Raw genomic sequence first — 18,584 nt, forward strand, 5'->3', positions numbered from 1 at the left:
AAAATGGAGACACGCTTTCTCCAGACCTTCCTGAGCGTCGTGCAAACCGGCTCGCTGTCCGAGGCGGCCCGGCGGCTCAACATCACGCCGTCGGCGGTCGTCCAGCGCATCAAGGCGCTGGAGGACGAGATCGGACAAACGCTCGTCCAGCGTGCCGGCCACGCAATGCAGGTGACACCGGCGGGCGCCGCCATTCTCCAGGACGTCGAGCGCATGCTTACCGTCGCGGACGATATCAAGGCGGCAGCGGCAGCCGATCTCGAAACCGGCTTGCTGCGCATCGGCGTCATCCATTCGGCCCTGACAGGGCTGCTGCCCGACCTACTCGTGCAATTGCGGCAGAACCGACCGGGGATAGAACTTTACATCCTACCGGGCATGTCGGGCGATCTCTATTCCCAGATCACTGTGGGTAAGCTCGACGCAGCGATCATTGTCCAGCCCCATTTTGCTTTGCCCAAAGCCTTCGACTGGGTCCTGTTGCGCCAGGAAGAACTCCTCGTCATCACGCCGCCAGCCGTCGCCGAGACAAACCCGCGCGTACTCCTCAAGCGGGAACCATTCATTCGCTACGATCGCAACCATTGGGGAGGCCGCATTGTCGACCTCTATCTGCGGAAGCTGAAAATTAGGCCTCAGGAGCGGTATGAGCTCGACTCACTTGAAGCGATCACGATTCTCGTCAGCCGCGGTCTCGGTGTCTCACTCGTCCCGGATTGGCTGCCCCCCTGGCCAGAAGGATCGAATGTACGCCGAATAAGGGCGATCGGGGCGCCGACACGCGATATCGGCATAGTCTGGTCGAGGAGCTCGAAGCGGTTGCCGCTCATTCGCGCCTTCGTAGCCGAGGCAGTCGATACTACTCGTTTGAAGCATTCCCTAATGCGAAATGCTTCAGAATAGACGCGGCACTAGTCGCTCACCCGCTGCTGCAATTCTCACCCTGTCAGGCCGGTTGCCGGGCATCGACCCAGCCATCGATCAGGTTGAGGCCGAGCAGGAATTCCGAGGGGAAATGCCGGCGGATCAGCGGTTCGACCGGGATCGCAGCCGAGAGAAAGGCGTGTTCCGCGGCCCGCGCCGCCACCGCCTCGGCATGGGTCACGGCCCTAAACGAGACCGTGCTCCCGGGTCGCGCCTGGGCGAGGCGCCCGAGGTCCGGGCCGATGACGGTGGCAACCTTCGGATAACCTCCGGTCGACTGCCGGTCCGCCATCAGCACGATCGGCTGCCCCTCGCCTGGGACCTGGATCGCCCCCATGGCGATACCGTCCGAAGCGATATTGTAGCCGCGGACATGGGTGAGCTTCGGTCCTTCCAGGAAGCAGGCCATGCGGTCGCCGCGGGCCGATATGGTCCAGGGGCCGGCGAGGAAGGCGGCGATCTGGTCAGGCGCGAAATAATCGTCCTGGGGACCGAGGATGACCCGGATCGTCTCGGCCGGCCGCTCCAGCAACGGAGCGACGATCTCACCCGTCTCGACCTCGGCGGGGGACATTCCCGCGATGGCCAGGCGGTCGCCGGCCATGAGCCCCCGCCCCGCGATGCCGCCGATGCCGGTGCGGGTGTGGGTCGCGGCTGAACCGAGGACCTGCGGCACGTCGAAGCCGCCGGGTACGGCGAGATAGCACCAGGCCCCGGCCTGGCCGGCGCGCAGCTTCAGCTTGGCGCCCGGCTCGACCATGGCGACGACGGCCGGCGGCAGCGCCTGACCATCCAGCGTCACCGCGAAGGCGCCGCCAGCGAGCGCGACCGCGACGGGGCCACCTTCCGCCGTGACCTCAAGGCCGCCGAGCGAAACCTCGATCGCGGCTGCGCCGGCAGGATTGCCGAGGGCACGGTTCGCGAGCGCATGAGCGAAAGGGTCCATCGGGCCGGCGCCGGTGACGCCATAGCGCAGAAAGCCATGGCGGCCGCCATCCTGGATGGTGGAGCCCGGCCCGGCCGCGAGCACGCTGAGCGCAGTCATGCAGGCTGTCTCCGGGCGACGACCTCGCCGGCCTCGGCGCGCTTGTCGAGCATGGCGAAGGTGGCGCAGTCGACCGGCTCGAAGCGCAGGCTGTCGCCCGGCTCCATCAGGAAGGCGCTCGGCCGCTCCGGCGCATAGAGCCGCTCCGGCGTGCGCCCGACGACATACCAGCCGGTCGGCATCGAGAAGGTCGCGATCGCGCTCAGCCCGCCGCCCACCAGCACCACCTTGGTGTTGTGCGGCGGGCGCGGCTTCGTCCGGCGCGAGATCGCGATCTCTTCGGGCAAGCCGCCGAGATAGGTGAAGCCGGGCGCGAAGCCGTACATGTAAGCGCGATAGGTCGCGCCGGCATGGATCGCGGCGGCCCTCTCGGCCGGCAAACCCATGAGCGCAGCCAGTTCGGCGAGGTCCTCGCCATGCGGCTCGTCATAGCAGCAGGGAAGCGTCCAGAACGAGGCGGCGCGGGTCTGCACCATCGGCGCGGCCAGCCGCTCCTCCACGAGCGCGACGAGCGCATCACGGCTGAGCCGCAGCGGATCGTAATGGATCATCAGCGAGCGATAGGTCGGAACCAACTCGCGGACGCCTGCGGGGGCAGCCGAGGCCAGCGCGGCGTCGAGGGCGAGCACACGGTCGTTGATCGCAGGGTCGACGCTGGTGCCGAACTCGACGACCAGCGCCGCTTCGCCGGCATCGAGGAAACGCGGCCGCGGGGACGGCTCAGGGCTCATGCGAAGGCTGCGAGGCGAACTCCCGCCTGCTCCAGCGCCTTGCGCACATGCCGAGCCATCGCGACGGCATGGCTCGAATCGCCATGCACGCAGATCGAATGAACCTTCGTCGGCAGGCGCTTGCCGGAGGCCGTGATAACGATTCCTTCGGTCACCATCTCGACGACACGGCCAGCGGCATCCTCTGGATCGGAGATCATGGCGCCAGGCTTGCCGCGCGCAATCAACTGCCCTTCCTCGGTATAGCCGCGATCGGCGAAGATCTCCTGATGGACGGAAAGCCCGGCCGCCTCGCCGGCAGTCACCTGCTCGGATAGCGCGATCGCCAGCAGCGCCAGACCAGGGTCGACAGCCTTGACGGCGCGTGCGACCGCGTCGGCGACCGCCCGGTCCTCGGCCGCGAGGTTGCCGAGCGCGCCATGAGATTTCACATAGGTGATGCGGTGACCGGCATAAGCCGCCAGCGCAGCCGCGGCGCCGATCTGATAGGCGACCAGACGCTCGATCTCGCCCGTCGAGAACGGGATGCGGCGGCGCCCGAAGCCCCAGAGGTCGGGAAAGCCCGGATGGGCGCCGATCGCGACGCCGCGCTCGCGCGCCGTCGCAAAGGCCTTCGCCATGATCTCGGGGTCGCCGGCATGCAGCCCGCAGGCGACGTTCGCCGAGGTAACGATGGCGAGCATGGCCTCGTCGTCGCCGCAGCTATAGGCACCGAAGCCTTCGCCGAGATCGGAATTGAGATCGACGGACACCATCTGAGATCCTCCCAGGCCGATGGAGCGGAGCGCGGCGCCGCCGGCCGGCGGAGCCGCTCCCATCAAATACCGAGATAAGCCTGGCGGATATCGGGATTGTCGCGCACCTCGGCCGCCGTGCCGGAGAGGCTCACCCGCCCGGTCTGCAACACATAGGCGCGGTCGGCGATCTCGAGGCTCTCGACCAGACGCTGTTCGACCAGGAGCACGGTGACGCCAACCTTGCGGATCGCCAGCACCGCCTCGAAGATCTCGTCGACCAGCTTCGGCATGATGCCCTGCGACGGCTCGTCCAGCATCAGGATTCGCGGCCGCGTCATCAGGGCGCGGCCGATGGCGAGCATCTGCTGCTCGCCGCCGGACAAGGTCGCGGCGCGTTGCGGCAGGCGTTCCTTCAAGCGGGGAAACAGCGTGAACACCTGCTCCAGCGGCTGCTCGCGATCGGCCTTGGCCCGGTGGAGGTAGCTGCCGAGCCTGAGATTGTCGGCGACCGAGAGGCGCGGAAACAGCCGCCGGTTCTCCGGGACATAGGCGACGCCACGCCGGGTGATCTCGTGACCGGGCAGGCCGCTGATCGTCTCGCCGTCGAAGCGGACTTCGCCTGAGCGCGGCTTCTCCATGCCGGAGACCGATTTCAGCAGGGTCGACTTGCCGGCTCCGTTGGCACCGGCGACGACGACGATCTCGCCCTCGGCGACCGAGACCGAGATGTCGGAGATGGCGATCAACCCGTCATAGGCCGTGGTCAGGGCGGAAACTTCAAGCAGCACGGTGTCTCTCCCCCAGATAGGCGGTGATGACGGCGTCGTCGCGGACCACATCCTGCGGCTTGCCCTCAGCGAGCACCTTGCCGAGATTGAGCACCACCGCGCGGTCGACCAGCGGCATGACGATCTCCATGACGTGCTCGACCATGACGACGGTGACGCCCTGATCGCGGACCTTGCGGACGAGCTCGACGCCGAGCCGCGCCTCGCTCGGCGTCAGCCCGGTCATGACCTCGTCGAGCAGCAGGAGCTTCGGTTTGGTGGCCAGCGCACGGGCGACCTCGAGCCGGCGCTTCTCCGGCGGGGTCAGTTCGCCGGCCGAAGCCTGAGCGCGCTGCGCCAACCCGGCAAAGGCCAGCGTCTCGTAGGCGATGCGCCGCGCCTCGGCGCTGCCCGCCGTCTTCACGAAGCCGCCGACCATGACGTTGTCGAGCACGCTCATCGAGTCGAAGGAGCGCGGCACCTGGAAGGTGCGGGCGATCCCGAGCCGGCAGCGCGCCGGTGCCGAAAGCCTGGTAATGTCCTGGCCCTCGAAGAGGATGCGCCCCTCGTTCGGCGGAAACGCCCCGGCGATGAGGTTGAACAGCGTCGACTTGCCGGCGCCGTTGGGGCCGATCAACCCGAGGATCTCGCCTCGCCGGACCGTGATCGACACGTCGGAATTGGCGACGAGGCCGCCGAAGCGCCGCGTCACATTGGCGACGGTGAGGAGGGTGTCCGTGCTCATGAGCGCACCTCCTTCCTGGACTTGCGCTGGAACAGGCTGAGGATGCCCTCGGGCTTGGCCAGCGAGACGAGCATGATCAGGCCGCCATAGATGATCAGATCGATGCCGGAGCCGGACCCGCCGAGATAGGAGCGCGTGATCTCGGTCAGCGGGATCAGGATGGCGGCGCCGACGACGGGGCCCCAGAGGGTGCCGATGCCGCCGAGCACCGCCGGCAGCGCGAAGAGCAGCGAGAAGCGGAAGCTCATCACGCTTTCGGGATCGATATAGGCGAGGAAGCTCGCATAGAACGCGCCGCCGACCGCGGTGAAGAAGGCCGAGACCGCCGCCGCCGCCATCTTCGAATGGAAGATCTCGACGCCGAGGCTCTCCGCCGCCTCTGGATTGTCCTTGACCGCGCGCCACCAATAGCCCCAGCGCGAATCCTCGATCAGGAAAGTGACGAACCAGGTGACCGCCAGCAAAGCGAGCGCGAGGTGGATGTAGGGTACCTTGTCGCGCGCGAACTGCAGCGTCCACCAGCTATCGGAGCCGAAGGGCCACTGGATGCCGAGCGCGCCGCCGACGAAGTCCCAGTTGTGCACGAGCAGGAGGCCGATCTCGGCGATGACAATCGTCGCGATCGAGAAATAATGGCCCTTGAGGCGGAAGCAGGGATAGCCGAGCAGCAACGCGATCACAGCGGAGAGCACGCCACCGACGATCATGCCGCCCCAAGGCACGACCCCGTACGTCACGAACAGAACCGAGGTCGCATAGGCGCCGATGCCGAAATAGAGCGCATGGCCCAGCGAGATCTGACCGCAATAGCCGCCGAGGATGTTCCAGCTCTGCGAGACCGCGGCATAGAGCAGGGTCAGCACCAGGACGTTCTGGAGATAGACGTCCCTGATCACGAAGGGCGACAGCGCAATCGCCGCGAAGACGCCTGCCGCGACGAGAAGCTGATTGCGGCGCCGCGGCAGCAAGCCGGCGGCGGATGGCGAAGTGAGCGCGTCCGTCGTCATGATCAGAGCCTTCCGAACAGGCCGCTCGGCCGAATGAAGACGACACCCAGATAGAGAGCGTAGATGCCGATCGACTTCATCGCCGGAGGCAGCAACGCCGCAGTGAGCGCCTCGACCAGGCCGACGATCACGCCGGCGGCGAGCGCGCCGAAGACGCTGCCGAAACCGCCGAGCGCGACCGTCACATAGGCGATCAGGCCGAAGGTCGCTCCGACCTGGGGGTGAATGTAGTAGAAGATCGCCAGGACGGCACCGGCGAGGCCGACGAGCGAGGCGCCGAGCCCCCAGCCGAGCGCGAAGACGCGGTTGCGGTCGATGCCGACCAGCGCGACCGCGCCCTGGTCCTCTCGCGTCGCCTCCAGCGCCTTGCCGAAATCGGTACGCGACATCAGCAGGTAGAGCCCGCCGAAGGCCGCGATCGAGACCAGCCCACCGAAGATCTGCGGCCAGGGGAGAAAGACGCCAGCAAGGTCAAGCGTCTTGCCGCCCAGCCAGGAGTTGCCGATGCTGCGATAATCGGGCGTGAGAAAGTACTGGGCGGCCCCCTGCATCAACGTCGCAAGCCCGAAGGTAGCAAAGATCTGGACCATGCCCTGATTGGCCTTGGCCCGCATGGCGAAGCGCACCACGCCGAGATAGACTGCCGCACCGACCACGAAGAGCGCGGCAGCTGCGATCGGCACCAGCAGAACCGGGTCGATCGCGGTAAGGAGGAAGGCACCGAAGACGACGTACATCGCCGTCATCAGGAACTCGCCATGAGCGAAGTTCACAACATCCATCAGGCCGAATATGAGCGAGAGGCCCACCGCGATGAGGGCGTAGATCAACCCCATCAGCAGGCCGCTCGCAAGCACCTGAAGCAGGGCTTGCGTCGTCATGGCAAAGGTCCTTCCAGTGCTGTGTGGGGGGTCAGCCGTTCATCGGCCAGATCGCATCCGCGATCGCCACGTCGCTCGGAAAGATCGTCACGAACTTGTCGCCGGCATATTGCAGCAGCACGGGGCTCGCATCGGCGTTCTGCCCGTCGGCGCCATACTTCACCCGCGACCAGGGCATGATCGTGCTGGTGCCCGGAATGTCGGTGGCAGCCAGCGCATCGCGCACCTTGGGCCCATCGACCGAACCGGCCCGGTTGATTGCCTCGGCGAGCAGGAGCAGGCCCATGAACTGGCGCGAGGTGTTGTCGTTCAGGTCGCGGTTCGAGCGCGCCTTGAACATCTCGTTGACCTTGGCGATGAAGGGGCGCTTGGCCGCAAGGTCGAGCGAGAAGCTGGCGCGGGTGATCGCGCCCTTCAGCTTGTCGCCGACCGCGTCATAGGTCACCTGTTCGGAGAAGCCGCTGGCCTGCGCCACCAGATTCTTCGGCTTGTAGCCGAGCTCGGCCATGGTCTTCACCAGCTGCATCGCGTCGGTGGTGTAGGTCGAAGGCATCAGCACGTCGGCATCGGCCGATTTGAGCTGCTGCACCTCGGCGGTCAGCGAGGGCGAGTTGGTGCGGTACTTGATGTCGGCGGCGATCTTGTAACCGCGTTCATTGGCGAGCTTGCGCTGCACGTTCGAGGAATCGGTGCCGAAGATCGTGTCTTCGAAGAACAGGGCGACCGTCTCGATCTTCTTGCCTTTCTTCTTCTGCGTATCGAAGAAGTCGAACATCGCGCCCGAGAACATCTCGTCCTGCGCGGCCGGGCGGAAGAAGAACTTCATGCCCCGGCGCTGCAGGCTCGGCGAGGAGGAATCGGCGCAGAGGAACGGCACGCCATAGCGCTCCGTCACGGCGCTGATCGTGGCCGAGACCGAGGACTGGTAGCACCCGATGATGGCCGAGACCTTCTCCTGCGTAATCAGGCGTTCAGCTTCGGCCCTGCCCTTCTGCGGGTCGGCCTGGTGGTCGGCGAAGACGAGACGGATCTTGGCGCCGCCGAGCCCAATCAGGCCGGCGCCCTTGGCGGCGACCAGATCGAGCGCGTGGTCATTGTTGACGATGTCGAGCGCCGTCTCGAAGGCGTGGCGGGCATCGATGCCGACCTGAGCGCTGGCGCCGGACATCGGATAGATGACGCCGATCGTGACCTCCTTCGGAGCCTGGGCGAGAGCGGCATTGCGCGGATAGGCAAAAGCCGCGCCGGCAACAGTCGATGCCCCCGCCAGAAGCAGTTCTCTACGATCCATGGTAACCCCTCTTTCTCTTGATGACTGCGAGGCTCTTTGCGGCCCGCAGGTTGAAATCAGTCAGATGACGGCGAACTCCGTGTTGCGGCGATCGGTCACCAGCATGCAGCCAGGCGCATGCGTGATCGCGAATGGCGGCTTCACATTCGCGATGATCGATTGCGGCGTGACCCCGCAGGCCCAGAACACCGGGATCTCGTCCGGCAGCACCTCGACGGGATCACCGTAATCCGGCTGCGAGACGTCCCGGATGCCAATCAGCGCCGGATCGCCGATATGAACCGGCGCGCCATGCACCGCGGGAAAGCGCGACGTGATCTGGATGGCGCGGATCGCATGCGCCGCCTTCAGGGGCCGCATCGAGACCACCAGCGGCCCCTCGAAGGGCCCGGCCGGCGTGCAGGGCACATTGGTGCGGAACATCGGCACCCGGATGCCGCGCTCGACATGGCGCAGCGGGATGCCCTCCTGCAGCAGCGCCTCCTCGAAGGAGAGCGAGCAGCCGATCACGAAGGAGACGAGATCGTCGCGCCAGTAGCGACCGACATCACCAGTCTCGGCGACGAGCTCGCCGTTCCGCCAGACGCGATAGCCGGGGAAGTCCGTGCGGATATCCAGATCCTCGCCGAGCCCCGGAACCTTCGGGCTACCTATATCGGACACGCCGATGATCGGACATGGCCGTGGATTGGCTTGGCAGAAACGCAGGAAATCGGCGGCGAGATCGGCCGGCAAGACCGCGAGATTGCCTTGCACGAAGCCAGGCGCGAGCCCAGAGGTGGCACCCGCCAGCGAACCGTCGCGGCAGGCCAACCGGATGGCACGCGCCGAAGCCGCGGCGCCATCCGCATCCCCGCCATGCCATGCTGCGAGAGAGCTTGCCTGGTTCATCGTGCCGGAGCCTCCACCGCGCCGTTCGTCACGACACAATGGGCGCACCCTCGCGCCGGCTCGTCCAATCGTGAATCAGGATGGATCACAATAAGATTCCATTATGCAGTCCGAGCAGCCGGAACTGCACGAATGTCCTGGCGGTGTAGGCTCCAGGGGCAGGCAAATTCCACACGCAGCCAATGAAGGCCAGATGCAGTCTGATGGCTCCGGCCTAAAACCAGAAATGCGTTTCCCTGTTTTCGTTTTTAAGGAAAACTGCAAGCCGACCGCGTCCACTCCGAGGACGCGACGGACCGGTCAGGCCGGTGCAGCAGCATCGTAGGCACGCGCGACCTCCTGGGCAAGCTCAGCCATGGGCCGGGCGAGGCTGCCGCTCAGCGTGAGCGGGAAGGCGGCCATGAAGACCAGGTCCGGCAGCCGCAGCACGGTGTCGACGATGCGCAGCCGCCCCGTTTTCAGCTCCTTCTGGACGACAATCGGCGGGATCAGGCTCAGCCCGATCCGGTCCAGCGTCATCTGGACGATGGTGGTCAGCGAGGAATTGCCGAAGATGCGCGGCGGCGGCAGGCTCGGATCGTTCAACGCCTCGCGCAGCCGCGGATAGGGTGCGGTCGCTTTCGGATAGGTGATGATCGGGAAATCGCGGATCCGGGCGATGCTCAGCGGCTCCTCGCCCAGGGCCAGATCGGGCGAGGCGATCACGGCGAGCGGATAGGCGCAGAGATCGCAGCTCGCCGTGGTGAGGTCGTCGACAGGCCCGAGCAAGAAGGCGAGATCGAGGTCGCCACGAGCCAGGAGCTCACGCATCACCGGCGAGACGTCGACCGTCAGGTCGATGACGATATTGGGATAGACCGCGTGGGCGCGTTCCATGAACCGGCTGAGCCAGGTCTGAGCGATGGTCTCCGAGACGCCCAGCCGCAGGACGCCCTTCATGGCGACCGCCGAGCCGACCTCGGCCAGCATCTCGGCGCGGAGCAGCAGGAAGCGCTCGGCGTACTGGACAAGCTTGCGCCCCTGATACGTCAAGCTGATCGAGCGGGCGTTGCGGTCGAACAGCTTGACGCCGAGCTCCGCCTCAAGCGCCGCGATCCGCTGGGATACGGAAGGCTGGGTGGTGTTGGCCCGCTCTGCCGCGCGGCTGAAGCTGTTGAGTTCGGCGACCCAGTAAAACAGCTCGAGGCTGCGGAAATCCGTCATGTTAGCCGGGCCTTTTCGCGGATCGTCTCAGCCGGCCGGCGCGGCGGCTGCGCGCGAACGCTAGCATGGTCCAGTTGCGGACGCAGCGGCGCTATGCTGTCCCATCGATCTCGAAGCAGGACTCGACCTCGACCGTCATGTTCGACGGCAGCGAGACGGCACCGGAGGCCATGCGGGCGTGCCGCCCCTTCACCTCGAAGACGGCATGCAGCAGATCGGAGGCTCCGTCGACCACCCTGGGATGCTCGCTGAAGTCGGCCATATAGGCGACAAGCCCCGCGACACGAACAACGCGCCTGACCCGGTCGAGATCACCGCTGCAGGCGACCTGCAGATGCGCGAGCAGGTTGAGAGCGCAAAACCTGGCGGCCTCATAGCCTTCCGACACGCTGCGCTCAGCGCCGAGCTTGCCGGCGAAGAGCAGTTCCCCGTCGCGGCGCGGCCCCTGCCCAGCGATGAAGACGAGATTGCCGCCGGTGACGACGAAGGGCACATAGCTGCCGCGCGGCGAACACGGCGCCGGCAGCGCGCCGAGGCCGAGCGCCGCGAGCCGGCCGGCGACCCGCCCGGTCGACGGCGTGACCCGATCCCGAACGGACGCCATCTATTTCACCTGCCGCCAGTCGCCACGGTCGCCCTTCCAGTTGACCGAATGGCCGAGCGCCCTGAGAACCGAGGAGCGCAGCGTGCGAACGAGCCCCTCCCATTCGCGAGCCGAGATACCGTCGACAGCCGGCTCCGGCGCCATGAACATGCCGTCGACACCACCGCCCGACACGCATTGCTCGATGCAACGCACCTCCAGCTCGGGCTCGTGGAAGACGGCCTCGTTGCCGAGCAGCGCGGCCAGCGCCGCGATGATGCCGGTCGCGCCCCAATTCGAGACATTGGCGACGACGAGATGGCTGGCGGCGGTCGCAGCCGCGACGCCGCCGCGGCCGGGAATGCCGCAATCCGCCGCCTTGGGCGAAAACCGCGGCAGATCCTCGGCGACGACGCCCATACCGAGCTCGTTGCCACCGTCGCCAATGCCGATGAAGGGCAAGCCGAGCTCCTTGCCGGTGCGGAACAGATAGTCGAGGTCGCCGACCATGCCGTCGAGCGGGCGCCCTCCCAAGCCGTGATAGAGCCCCTTGGCATTGGCGCCGGGCCGCTCGATCGCCACCAGCAGGCTGGGCCGCGTCCGCGCCAGCAGATCGTCGCTGACAGCACGGGCGCCCTCGGCATCCTTCGGCACCGTGCGGATATAGACCGGGCGCAGGAACGCGATCGGCTCGATCACGCCCGAGCTCGGGAACGGCATGGGCGAGAGGCCGGCGCCGAGGCAGGTCTGGCGCATCATCGCCTCCCAGTCCTCGTCGACGACGATGACGCTCTCGACGCCAAGACCGAGGAAGAGCGCCCGCGCCAGGAGCGCCGCGCCGACCGGCCCGTCGGTCTCCGGCACGCCTCCTCCCTCCGGGAAGCCGGTGGCGATCAGGACCGGCCCGCCCTTCGCCTTGACGGCGCGCACGATGATCTCCGCTGCGCCCATGCAGATCGGGCCGGGCTGGCGCCGTTCGAGGGCCTCGCGGATCTTGTCGATTAGCCCGACCCCGGTCAGGTCGATCGTCATGAAGCGATCGATCGTGGCGGCCACGCGATCATAGAGCGGGTTGTCTTGCGAGAGCATCGCGCGGCGCCTCCTTCTCGGAAAGTTTGTGAATTCGCTTTCATCCGGCGATACAGGCGGCGAACTTGTCGTGATCGACATTGCCGCCGCTGAGGACGAGCGCGACCGCATTGCCGGCCACATCGAGCTTGCCGGCCAGCGCCGCAGCCAACGGCGCGACGCCACCCGGCTCGACCACCAGCTTGAGCAGGTCATAGGCGACGCGCATGGCTTGCTTGACCTCGGCATCCGTTACGACCAAAGCGCCGGCGAGCAGTGCCTGGTTGACGGGAAAGGTCAGCTCGCCCGGCATCGCGACCTGGAGTGCGTCGCACAGGCTCTTGGCTTCCGCCTTGTTGCCTTCGCGCCGACCGGAGGCGAGCGAGCGCGCCGTATCGTCGAAGCCCTCCGGTTCGACGCAATAGACGCGAGTCTGTGGCGAGGCGCCCTGCACCGCCACCGCGCAGCCGGCCGCAAGACCACCGCCGCTGCAGCTCACGGCGAGCATATCGAGTTCGACGCCACGCTCACGCGCCTGCTCCGCGATCTCCAAAGCAACCGTGCCCTGCCCTGCCATGATGTCGGGATCGTCATATGGCGGGATGATGATGGCGCCGGTGGCTGCCGCGATCTCGGCGCCGATCGTCTCGCGCACCTCGGTGGCGCGGTCGTAGAGGCGCACGATGCCGCCGAAGCGCTGGGCGCCTTCGATTTTGGCGCGCGGCGCGTCCGACGGCATCAGGATCGTGGCCTTGATGCCGTGGCGTGCGGCGACGGCGGAGATCGCCAGCGCGTGGTTTCCGGACGACCAGGCGACGATGCCGCCCTTCCGTTCGTCGGCCGTCATCCGCGAGACGCGATTGAGGGCGCCGCGAAACTTGAAGGATCCAGTGACTTGAAGTGTCTCGGCCTTCAGCAGAACCCTGGCGGACAAAAGCCGGTCAAGCTCATCGTTGACGATAATCGGTGTCCTGATGGCGTGCCTGGAAATGCGCCCTGAAGCTGAAGCAACGTCAGAGTAACTGATAGAAAACCTGCTGTTTGCCGCAATTTCTGTAAGGTTGCGTTCCGAAGACATAGATCAAATCCCCATCGACTTGATCTGCAACGCTAATCAAAACGACTATACGGTCAAATTCTCAACCGCGATTGAGCTGGATAAGGCCTGCTTATGCATTTTTTGGCCCACCTTCCCAACGAGCCCAATAGCGCTAGCGGCGAGCGAGGCCTGAAGCAAAATCTGGCTTGGAAGACGCCCGCGCACGACCACCCTGACCAACTATTTTTTCGGACGTGGCGCACCGCCTTCCAAACCGCCCATAGCACCGCCGGAATGGCTGCTATGACCAGTTGTTTAGCGCGATGAGGATCAAGACCGAATTCAATGAGACCCTCCAAGCAAACCTTGACCAACCCGATAGTGTAGTAGGTGATCGCGATGACGGAGAGGTCCTCGACAGCTTGCTGGATATCGGGGCTGCGCTTCCTCCGTCTATCGACCTCACCCCTCTGGCGTTGGCTTCGCGCGGAGCGACCGGCGCCGATGTCGAGGCTCTCGTTCGTCGCGCGAAGGGCACTGCTCGGCGCGCCAGGCGCGATTTCACGCTGGAAGATGTGTTGACGGCGATAGCTGCGAGCGCGCCGAGGTCCGCAGGCGCAGCCAGTTCATCCACTTGCGCTCGCTGAGCCTGCCCGGCGACATCGCGATGGTGTTCGCTGCGCTGCAGGACATCGCATCGGTGACCGGCTTGAGCTTCGCAGCCGACATCAAAAACCATGTCGTGCCCCGCCTGATTCATGCCGGGCTCTACGAACTCGGCTCGACGCTGCAGTTGGCCCATGAGGCAATCGGCGAAGCGATTTCGGCTGGGGCTCAGGAGATGACCATCCAGCACTTCGCACGCGCCTACCGCGCTCGCAGCGGATGCGCCGACAGCGTGAACCCCTTCATCGTCCCCCGGTGGGAGACACTCGACTGCACGTTGGTCCTCAGGAAAACCCAGGCCGAAGCAGAGGCAGCAAGCCACGCGGTCGATCTCAGGAATGCAAGGAAACTGCGATGAGGCTTTAGCCCGAGCCGAGCACCCTTTCGCGTATTTCCGCGGCCACGCCTTCAACACCCAGGACCGTGACGCTGAAGGTTCGCGGGCATGCATCCAGTGCCTCCTCGACGATCACGCGGCCGACCCTAGAGGCGCCTGCATCTGCTTTCGCGGCGAGTGGAGGATCTCGTGCCTACGCACCTGCGAAGTCCACAACGCACCGATCGTCAGCTTGCCAAAGGCCGACCGGCTGTTGAAATGGGACTTCGCTGCGCGCGTCCTCGCGCAGAGGAACGCGTTGATCGTTCCATCGCCGCGGCGCGCTCCTTCGGGCTTTGAAACCTACGTCCGCTCGCGCGTGCACGGAGTGTCCCAGGAACCTAACTGGCTCGATGCTTTCCCTGTGCGAGCAGCGATCGCGAGCTGCAACGCAATCGGTGCAACGGCCGCATTCGGTGGCAAGCATAATCGCAACCTGCTGACCGATGACCAGTGGTGGGAGGCCAGCGGCAAGGGATTTGAGATCGCATCCGCTGGCCCCGACGCCATCGCAGCATTCCTGAGGGATCACCAGGTGCCGACTTACGGCTCGCTGCACCTGTGGCTTTGCAGCGTCAAAGCCAGCGACCCCATCTACGATCCCTTTCGAGAGATCTTGACGCGTCACTTCGTGGACACAGTCGCCTTCAACCCGAATGCTAGGATGTTTGGGAAGCCGCTTCCCGCCCGAGAGATTCACTCCGTCGTGTCGGCCGCCCAAGAATTCGGGATCTTTCGCAAATTCATTCGCCGCATAGTGCTCGCCAGGCTGCCCGAAGCCGAGATGGAACAGGATAAGACTGACGGCGAACTGACGTTCAAGGCAGCCGACTTCGGTGACGAATTCCGCAGGCTCGCATCAGCCCTGCTGGTGCGAGACCTCCCCCCTTATGCCGGCTGCAAGCCGAGGACCGCGCAAACCTTGGTCAGAAAAGGCTTCATCAAGCCGATCCTGGCCCCCAACGGCGATCGGCCCGGCATTCTGCGTTTCGCGCGCGAGGACGTCGATGCGTTCCTTGGACGACTGTCTGCTCGCGCCGAGATCGTGCCGGAAGCACCTGAGGGCGCGCTTCCCATTGCGCTCTCGCCAGCGAATATCCCATGCACCGTCGAGGTTGTGATCAACCTCATTCTGGCCGGGGAACTGTCCTGGCTGGGCCGCCTCGAAAGCGTCCATGGTTTCGACGGACTCCTCGTCGATGCCAGCGAGGTCCGCAAGAAGGCCCTCGGCCCTGCGCCCGGAGCTCTAACCTTCCATCAGGCTTTCCATATCATGGGCGTGGGCGGCGGTGCGTTTCATCGGCTCGTCCGGGCGGGGGTGGTCGAATTGCTGCCGATCACCCAGCCAGGCAACCGCCCGGCGACACCGTACATCGCTTTCGACGAAGTCGTCAGGTTCCGAAAGAAATATGTCTCCCTCCCCGATGTCAGCAAGCTGCTCTCCATCAATTACCGCCACATCAAGCCAGCGCTGGACGCGGCCGGGATCCATGCCCTGGACCTCGGACTCGTGCCCCTCGGGCTGTACGAGCGCGAGCATGTCGCGCGCGTATTTCCGTCTATCATGGAGCACATCGGTAGCCCCGAAATCCTCCCACGGACGCCGCGTACCAGGGCGTGGCTCGGAACCTCGCAGCCAAAAGGCGGCAAGCCTTCCGCTCAGCGCAAGAGGAATTCGGCGATCTCAGCAACCGGAAAAGGGGTTCGGGTAAACCCTCGGGTTAGAATGCGTCGGGCGCCGAGCGACAACCGCCGCCCCCGACCATGAGTTTGCGGCGTTCGACCTAATCTTGGTCAACGCCGATAGCCTGCTCGGATCGCGGCGGACTCAATCGCAGATCTAAAAATTCTTCCGCTAGCGAAACCGTAATCGGCCCCGGGCAACGCCTTGCTCGGGGCCGATTACGTTGTGCTTCCGCGCGACGATTCTCGCCCCGTTTCAAACCAGTTTTGCCAGTCTGGAGCCCCATTTTCGAACTGAGAATGCCGACAGAGTATGGCCTCAAATGCCGACAGACCTCCTGCAACGTCAAAATTTGACACTAACAATATCAATGACTTACAATAGCTCTTGCCGACAAACTATGCGTTCCGCACATCCCTGACGGGTGATGACACCGAACGGGATGCTCCCCCCATGCTCCGGCCTCCCTGGCGGCCGGGACGCCCTTCCAAACCAGCGCCATGGCGAACCGGCCGCCCACGCGCTAGCTTCACGGGCATGTGGGGGATTCTCCAAGCCTACTGGCCGCATATCCTCGCCGCCATCTCCATCGTGATGGCGGCCATCGCCAGTGCGCATGCGGTGATGACGAAGGACGAAGTGCGCGCCGCCATCGGCTGGACCGGCGTCATCATCCTTTCGCCAATCGTCGGCCCCCTCCTCTACGCCATCGCCGGCGTGAACCGGATCCGGCGCGCCACGATCCTGGCGCAACGGCCCGGTCATGGCCGACCTGCGACGCGCTTCCACGCCAGCGCCAAGGCGGTCGGGGCACGGTTCGGGCAACGCTTCGCCGCGCTCAAGACGCTGGGCGATCGCGTCGCCCGCCACCCTCTGACCACCGGCAACAGCATCGAGACCCTGCGAACCGGCGACGAAGCCTACAGCGCCATGCTTACCGCCATCACGGCGGCCGAGCGCAGCATCATCCTCGAAAGCTACATCTTCGACCGCGACCCGATCGGCCTGCGCATCGCCGATGCATTGATCGCCGCGCATCGGCGCGGGGTCGCGGTGCGGGTTCTGATCGACGCGGTCGGCGCCCGCTATTCGGTGCCCAGCATCGCCGGCCATCTGCGCGAGGGCGGCGTCGCGGTCGACGTGTTCAACGGCAACATCATCATGGGCCTCAGGCTGCCCTACGCCAATCTGCGGACGCACCGAAAGATCATCGTCGTCGACGGAACGGTGGCCTTCATGGGCGGCATGAACATCCGCCAAGGCTTCACCCGCGAATTCGCCGGTGACGCCTATGCCCATGACACGCATTTCCGCCTGACCGGGCCGATCGTCGCCGATCTTTTCACGGTCGCGGCGGAGGACTGGCGCTTCGCCTCCGGCGAGGCGCTCGAAGGCCCGGCATGGGACATCACCTTGCCTGCCGCCAGCGAGTTCGCTGCGCTCGTGCGGGCCGTGCCGTCGGGTCCCGACAGCTATCTGGAGACCAATCACAAGCTCTTGATGGGCGCACTTTCGGTCGCGCGGCGCTCCGTCAGGATCATGTCGCCCTATTTCCTGCCGGATCAGGAACTGATCAGCGCGCTCGTCACGGCGGCGCGGCGCGGCGTCGACATCGACATCATCGTCCCCTCCGTCAACAATCTGGTGCTGGTCGACAGGGCAATGACCGCGCAATTCGACCAGATCCTCAAGAATTACTGCCGAATCTGGCGCTCGACCGGCCCGTTCGACCATTCCAAGCTCTTCATTGTCGATGACTGCTGGGCCTATGTCGGCTCCTCAAACCTCGATCCGCGCTCGCTCAGGCTGAATTTCGAGATCGATATCGAGGTTCTCGACCATGATTTCGCCGGCGGAATCGCCGAGCGCGTCGAGGCGGTGATGGCGCAGGCGACGCCGGTCACGCTTGCCGGCCTGCGCGCACGCCCTTATGTCTTGCGTCTGATGGACAGGTTGATCTGGCTCGGCTCGCCTTATCTTTGAGCCGGCACGGCCACATCTCTGACGCCATGGATATGCAAAGCTTCGTCCTGTTCGATTCGAGCGGGCCAAAGCCTCAAACGGCAGAGCGATGCAGAAGAAGAGCCCGAGCCTGCGCGCCAGCATCATCGCCTCGCTCCGCCAGCGGAAGAACCGCGATGAAGCGTCCAGGCACGGGCCGGGCGAGCGGGCGGGCGGCACGCTGGTCGCCTCCTACAACGTTCACAAATGCGTCGGCGTCGACGGGCGCTTCGATCCTGGCCGCATCGCGCAGGTGATCCGCGAGATCGCCCCCGATATCATCGCACTGCAGGAGGCCGACAAGCGCTTCGGCGCCCGCCACGGCCTGCTCGACCTCACCAGGCTGAAGGAGGAGACGGGTCTCCTCCCCGTTCCCATCGAGAGTGCCAATGCCGCCGCCCATGGCTGGCACGGCAATGTCGTGCTGTTCCGGCAGGGGCTGGTGCGAGACGTCCATCAGGTCTCGCTGCCCGGGCTCGAACCACGCGGCGCGCTGGTCATCGATCTCGATCTGGAGGGCGGCACGGAGCTGCGCATCGTCGCCGCGCATCTCGGCCTGCTGCGCCGCTCGCGCTCGCAGCAGACGCGCAGGCTCCTCGATGTGATGAGGGATCGCGACGAGCGTCCCACCCTTCTGCTCGGAGACCTCAACGAGTGGCGGCTCGGCGACCGCTCGTCGCTGAAGGAGCTCGGTCCGACTTTCGGCACGCTGCCGATGCCCGTGCCGAGCTTTCCGTCGGGCCTGCCGCTGCTGGCGCTCGACCGAATCATCGCCAACCGCCCGGAGATGCTGTCCGACGTCACGGTCCACGACACGCCGCTGGCGCGTATCGCCTCAGACCATCTGCCGATCAAGGCCATCCTCGACCCGAGCTTCTCGGGGCTTCCCGTGTCCGCCGCCACGCTTGGAAGCGGCGCAGCTGCGGCTGCCGATGTCATCGGCTT

Annotated in this window: 17 protein-coding genes and 2 pseudogenes; 5 read left to right on the forward strand and 14 right to left on the reverse strand. The window is 65.6% G+C overall.

Going from position 1 to position 18,584, the window contains the following annotated elements:
* The first annotated feature begins 3 nt into the window (after nucleotides 1-3).
* A complete protein-coding gene (locus FQV39_RS07930; RefSeq protein WP_149129789.1) occupies nucleotides 4-903 on the forward strand; it encodes a LysR family transcriptional regulator in 900 nt (299 codons plus the stop codon).
* Nucleotides 904-946: 43 nt separating this feature from the next.
* Here the strand turns inward: FQV39_RS07930 and FQV39_RS07935 are convergent, their stop codons facing one another.
* From FQV39_RS07935 to FQV39_RS34210, 14 genes and pseudogenes are all read right to left on the reverse strand, one after another.
* Complete coding sequence (locus FQV39_RS07935; protein ID WP_149129790.1) at nucleotides 947-1,969, reverse strand: 5-oxoprolinase subunit C family protein; 1,023 nt, start codon at nucleotides 1,967-1,969, stop codon at nucleotides 947-949.
* Nucleotides 1,966-2,700, reverse strand: coding sequence for a 5-oxoprolinase subunit B family protein (locus tag FQV39_RS07940; RefSeq protein ID WP_149129791.1), 735 nt, complete (start codon nucleotides 2,698-2,700; stop codon nucleotides 1,966-1,968). The genes FQV39_RS07935 and FQV39_RS07940 overlap by 4 nt, the downstream gene beginning before the upstream one ends.
* Entirely contained in the window at nucleotides 2,697-3,455 is a 759-nt protein-coding gene (locus FQV39_RS07945) for a LamB/YcsF family protein (RefSeq protein ID WP_149129792.1), read from the reverse strand. The genes FQV39_RS07940 and FQV39_RS07945 overlap by 4 nt, the downstream gene beginning before the upstream one ends.
* 62 nt (nucleotides 3,456-3,517) lie before the next feature.
* Nucleotides 3,518-4,225 carry an ABC transporter ATP-binding protein gene (locus tag FQV39_RS07950; protein WP_149129793.1) on the reverse strand — a complete coding sequence of 236 codons (708 nt, stop codon included), beginning with the start codon at nucleotides 4,223-4,225 and terminating at the stop codon, nucleotides 3,518-3,520.
* Complete coding sequence (locus FQV39_RS07955; protein ID WP_149129794.1) at nucleotides 4,215-4,949, reverse strand: ABC transporter ATP-binding protein; 735 nt, start codon at nucleotides 4,947-4,949, stop codon at nucleotides 4,215-4,217. The genes FQV39_RS07950 and FQV39_RS07955 overlap by 11 nt, the downstream gene beginning before the upstream one ends.
* Entirely contained in the window at nucleotides 4,946-5,956 is a 1,011-nt protein-coding gene (locus FQV39_RS07960) for a branched-chain amino acid ABC transporter permease (RefSeq protein ID WP_149129795.1), read from the reverse strand. The genes FQV39_RS07955 and FQV39_RS07960 overlap by 4 nt, the downstream gene beginning before the upstream one ends.
* A gap of 2 nt (nucleotides 5,957-5,958) precedes the next feature.
* Nucleotides 5,959-6,837, reverse strand: coding sequence for a branched-chain amino acid ABC transporter permease (locus tag FQV39_RS07965; protein WP_149129796.1), 879 nt, complete (start codon nucleotides 6,835-6,837; stop codon nucleotides 5,959-5,961).
* 31 nt (nucleotides 6,838-6,868) lie between these two features.
* The gene (locus tag FQV39_RS07970; protein WP_149129797.1) at nucleotides 6,869-8,128 is read right to left on the reverse strand and encodes an ABC transporter substrate-binding protein; all 1,260 of its coding nucleotides are present in this window, start codon (nucleotides 8,126-8,128) and stop codon (nucleotides 6,869-6,871) included.
* Nucleotides 8,129-8,188: 60 nt separating this feature from the next.
* Nucleotides 8,189-9,019, reverse strand: coding sequence for a putative hydro-lyase (locus FQV39_RS07975; protein WP_149129798.1), 831 nt, complete (start codon nucleotides 9,017-9,019; stop codon nucleotides 8,189-8,191).
* Between the two features lie 300 nt (nucleotides 9,020-9,319).
* Nucleotides 9,320-10,222, reverse strand: coding sequence for a LysR family transcriptional regulator (locus FQV39_RS07985; protein ID WP_149129800.1), 903 nt, complete (start codon nucleotides 10,220-10,222; stop codon nucleotides 9,320-9,322).
* Between the two features lie 91 nt (nucleotides 10,223-10,313).
* Nucleotides 10,314-10,826 (reverse strand): RidA family protein, encoded by a 513-nt coding sequence (locus FQV39_RS07990; protein WP_149129801.1) that lies wholly within the window; start codon nucleotides 10,824-10,826, stop codon nucleotides 10,314-10,316.
* Nucleotides 10,827-11,894 (reverse strand): glutamate cyclase domain-containing protein, encoded by a 1,068-nt coding sequence (locus FQV39_RS07995; protein WP_149129802.1) that lies wholly within the window; start codon nucleotides 11,892-11,894, stop codon nucleotides 10,827-10,829.
* 40 nt (nucleotides 11,895-11,934) lie between these two features.
* Nucleotides 11,935-12,951 (reverse strand): threonine/serine dehydratase, encoded by a 1,017-nt coding sequence (locus FQV39_RS08000; RefSeq protein WP_149129803.1) that lies wholly within the window; start codon nucleotides 12,949-12,951, stop codon nucleotides 11,935-11,937.
* Between the two features lie 203 nt (nucleotides 12,952-13,154).
* Nucleotides 13,155-13,346 (reverse strand): annotated as a pseudogene (locus tag FQV39_RS34210) (DUF3422 family protein); the annotation flags it as partial.
* Between the two features lie 200 nt (nucleotides 13,347-13,546).
* Between FQV39_RS34210 and FQV39_RS08010 the strand changes: the two are divergent.
* From FQV39_RS08010 to FQV39_RS08025, 4 genes and pseudogenes are all read left to right on the forward strand, one after another.
* Nucleotides 13,547-13,936 (forward strand): hypothetical protein, encoded by a 390-nt coding sequence (locus FQV39_RS08010; RefSeq protein ID WP_149129804.1) that lies wholly within the window; start codon nucleotides 13,547-13,549, stop codon nucleotides 13,934-13,936.
* A gap of 211 nt (nucleotides 13,937-14,147) precedes the next feature.
* Nucleotides 14,148-15,722, forward strand: a complete 1,575-nt coding sequence (locus tag FQV39_RS08015) for a hypothetical protein (protein ID WP_149129805.1) — start codon at nucleotides 14,148-14,150, stop codon at nucleotides 15,720-15,722.
* A 453-nt stretch (nucleotides 15,723-16,175) separates the two neighbouring features.
* Entirely contained in the window at nucleotides 16,176-17,621 is a 1,446-nt protein-coding gene (locus tag FQV39_RS08020) for a phospholipase D-like domain-containing protein (protein WP_149129806.1), read from the forward strand.
* Nucleotides 17,622-17,709: 88 nt separating this feature from the next.
* Nucleotides 17,710-18,507, forward strand: a pseudogene (locus FQV39_RS08025) (endonuclease/exonuclease/phosphatase family protein); the annotation flags it as partial.
* Nucleotides 18,508-18,584: the final 77 nt, after the last annotated feature.

Source organism: Bosea sp. F3-2, from assembly GCF_008253865.1.
Lineage (GTDB): Bacteria > Pseudomonadota > Alphaproteobacteria > Rhizobiales > Beijerinckiaceae > Allobosea.

Bases quoted from the DNA above. Each gene is read 5' to 3' on its own strand.
- FQV39_RS07985 (WP_149129800.1), bottom strand. From the start codon at position 10,222: ATGACGGATTTCCGCAGCCTCGAGCTGTTTTACTGGGTCGCCGAACTC.
- FQV39_RS07965 (WP_149129796.1), bottom strand. From the start codon at position 6,837: ATGACGACGCAAGCCCTGCTTCAGGTGCTTGCGAGCGGCCTGCTGATG.
- FQV39_RS07960 (WP_149129795.1), bottom strand. From the start codon at position 5,956: ATGACGACGGACGCGCTCACTTCGCCATCCGCCGCCGGCTTGCTGCCG.
- FQV39_RS07995 (WP_149129802.1), bottom strand. From the start codon at position 11,894: ATGCTCTCGCAAGACAACCCGCTCTATGATCGCGTGGCCGCCACGATC.
- FQV39_RS07975 (WP_149129798.1), bottom strand. From the start codon at position 9,019: ATGAACCAGGCAAGCTCTCTCGCAGCATGGCATGGCGGGGATGCGGAT.
- FQV39_RS08000 (WP_149129803.1), bottom strand. From the start codon at position 12,951: ATGTCTTCGGAACGCAACCTTACAGAAATTGCGGCAAACAGCAGGTTT.
- FQV39_RS07935 (WP_149129790.1), bottom strand. From the start codon at position 1,969: ATGACTGCGCTCAGCGTGCTCGCGGCCGGGCCGGGCTCCACCATCCAG.
- FQV39_RS08020 (WP_149129806.1), top strand. From the start codon at position 16,176: ATGTGGGGGATTCTCCAAGCCTACTGGCCGCATATCCTCGCCGCCATC.
- FQV39_RS07930 (WP_149129789.1), top strand. From the start codon at position 4: ATGGAGACACGCTTTCTCCAGACCTTCCTGAGCGTCGTGCAAACCGGC.
- FQV39_RS07945 (WP_149129792.1), bottom strand. From the start codon at position 3,455: ATGGTGTCCGTCGATCTCAATTCCGATCTCGGCGAAGGCTTCGGTGCC.
- FQV39_RS07990 (WP_149129801.1), bottom strand. From the start codon at position 10,826: ATGGCGTCCGTTCGGGATCGGGTCACGCCGTCGACCGGGCGGGTCGCC.
- FQV39_RS07940 (WP_149129791.1), bottom strand. From the start codon at position 2,700: ATGAGCCCTGAGCCGTCCCCGCGGCCGCGTTTCCTCGATGCCGGCGAA.
- FQV39_RS07955 (WP_149129794.1), bottom strand. From the start codon at position 4,949: ATGAGCACGGACACCCTCCTCACCGTCGCCAATGTGACGCGGCGCTTC.
- FQV39_RS07970 (WP_149129797.1), bottom strand. From the start codon at position 8,128: ATGGATCGTAGAGAACTGCTTCTGGCGGGGGCATCGACTGTTGCCGGC.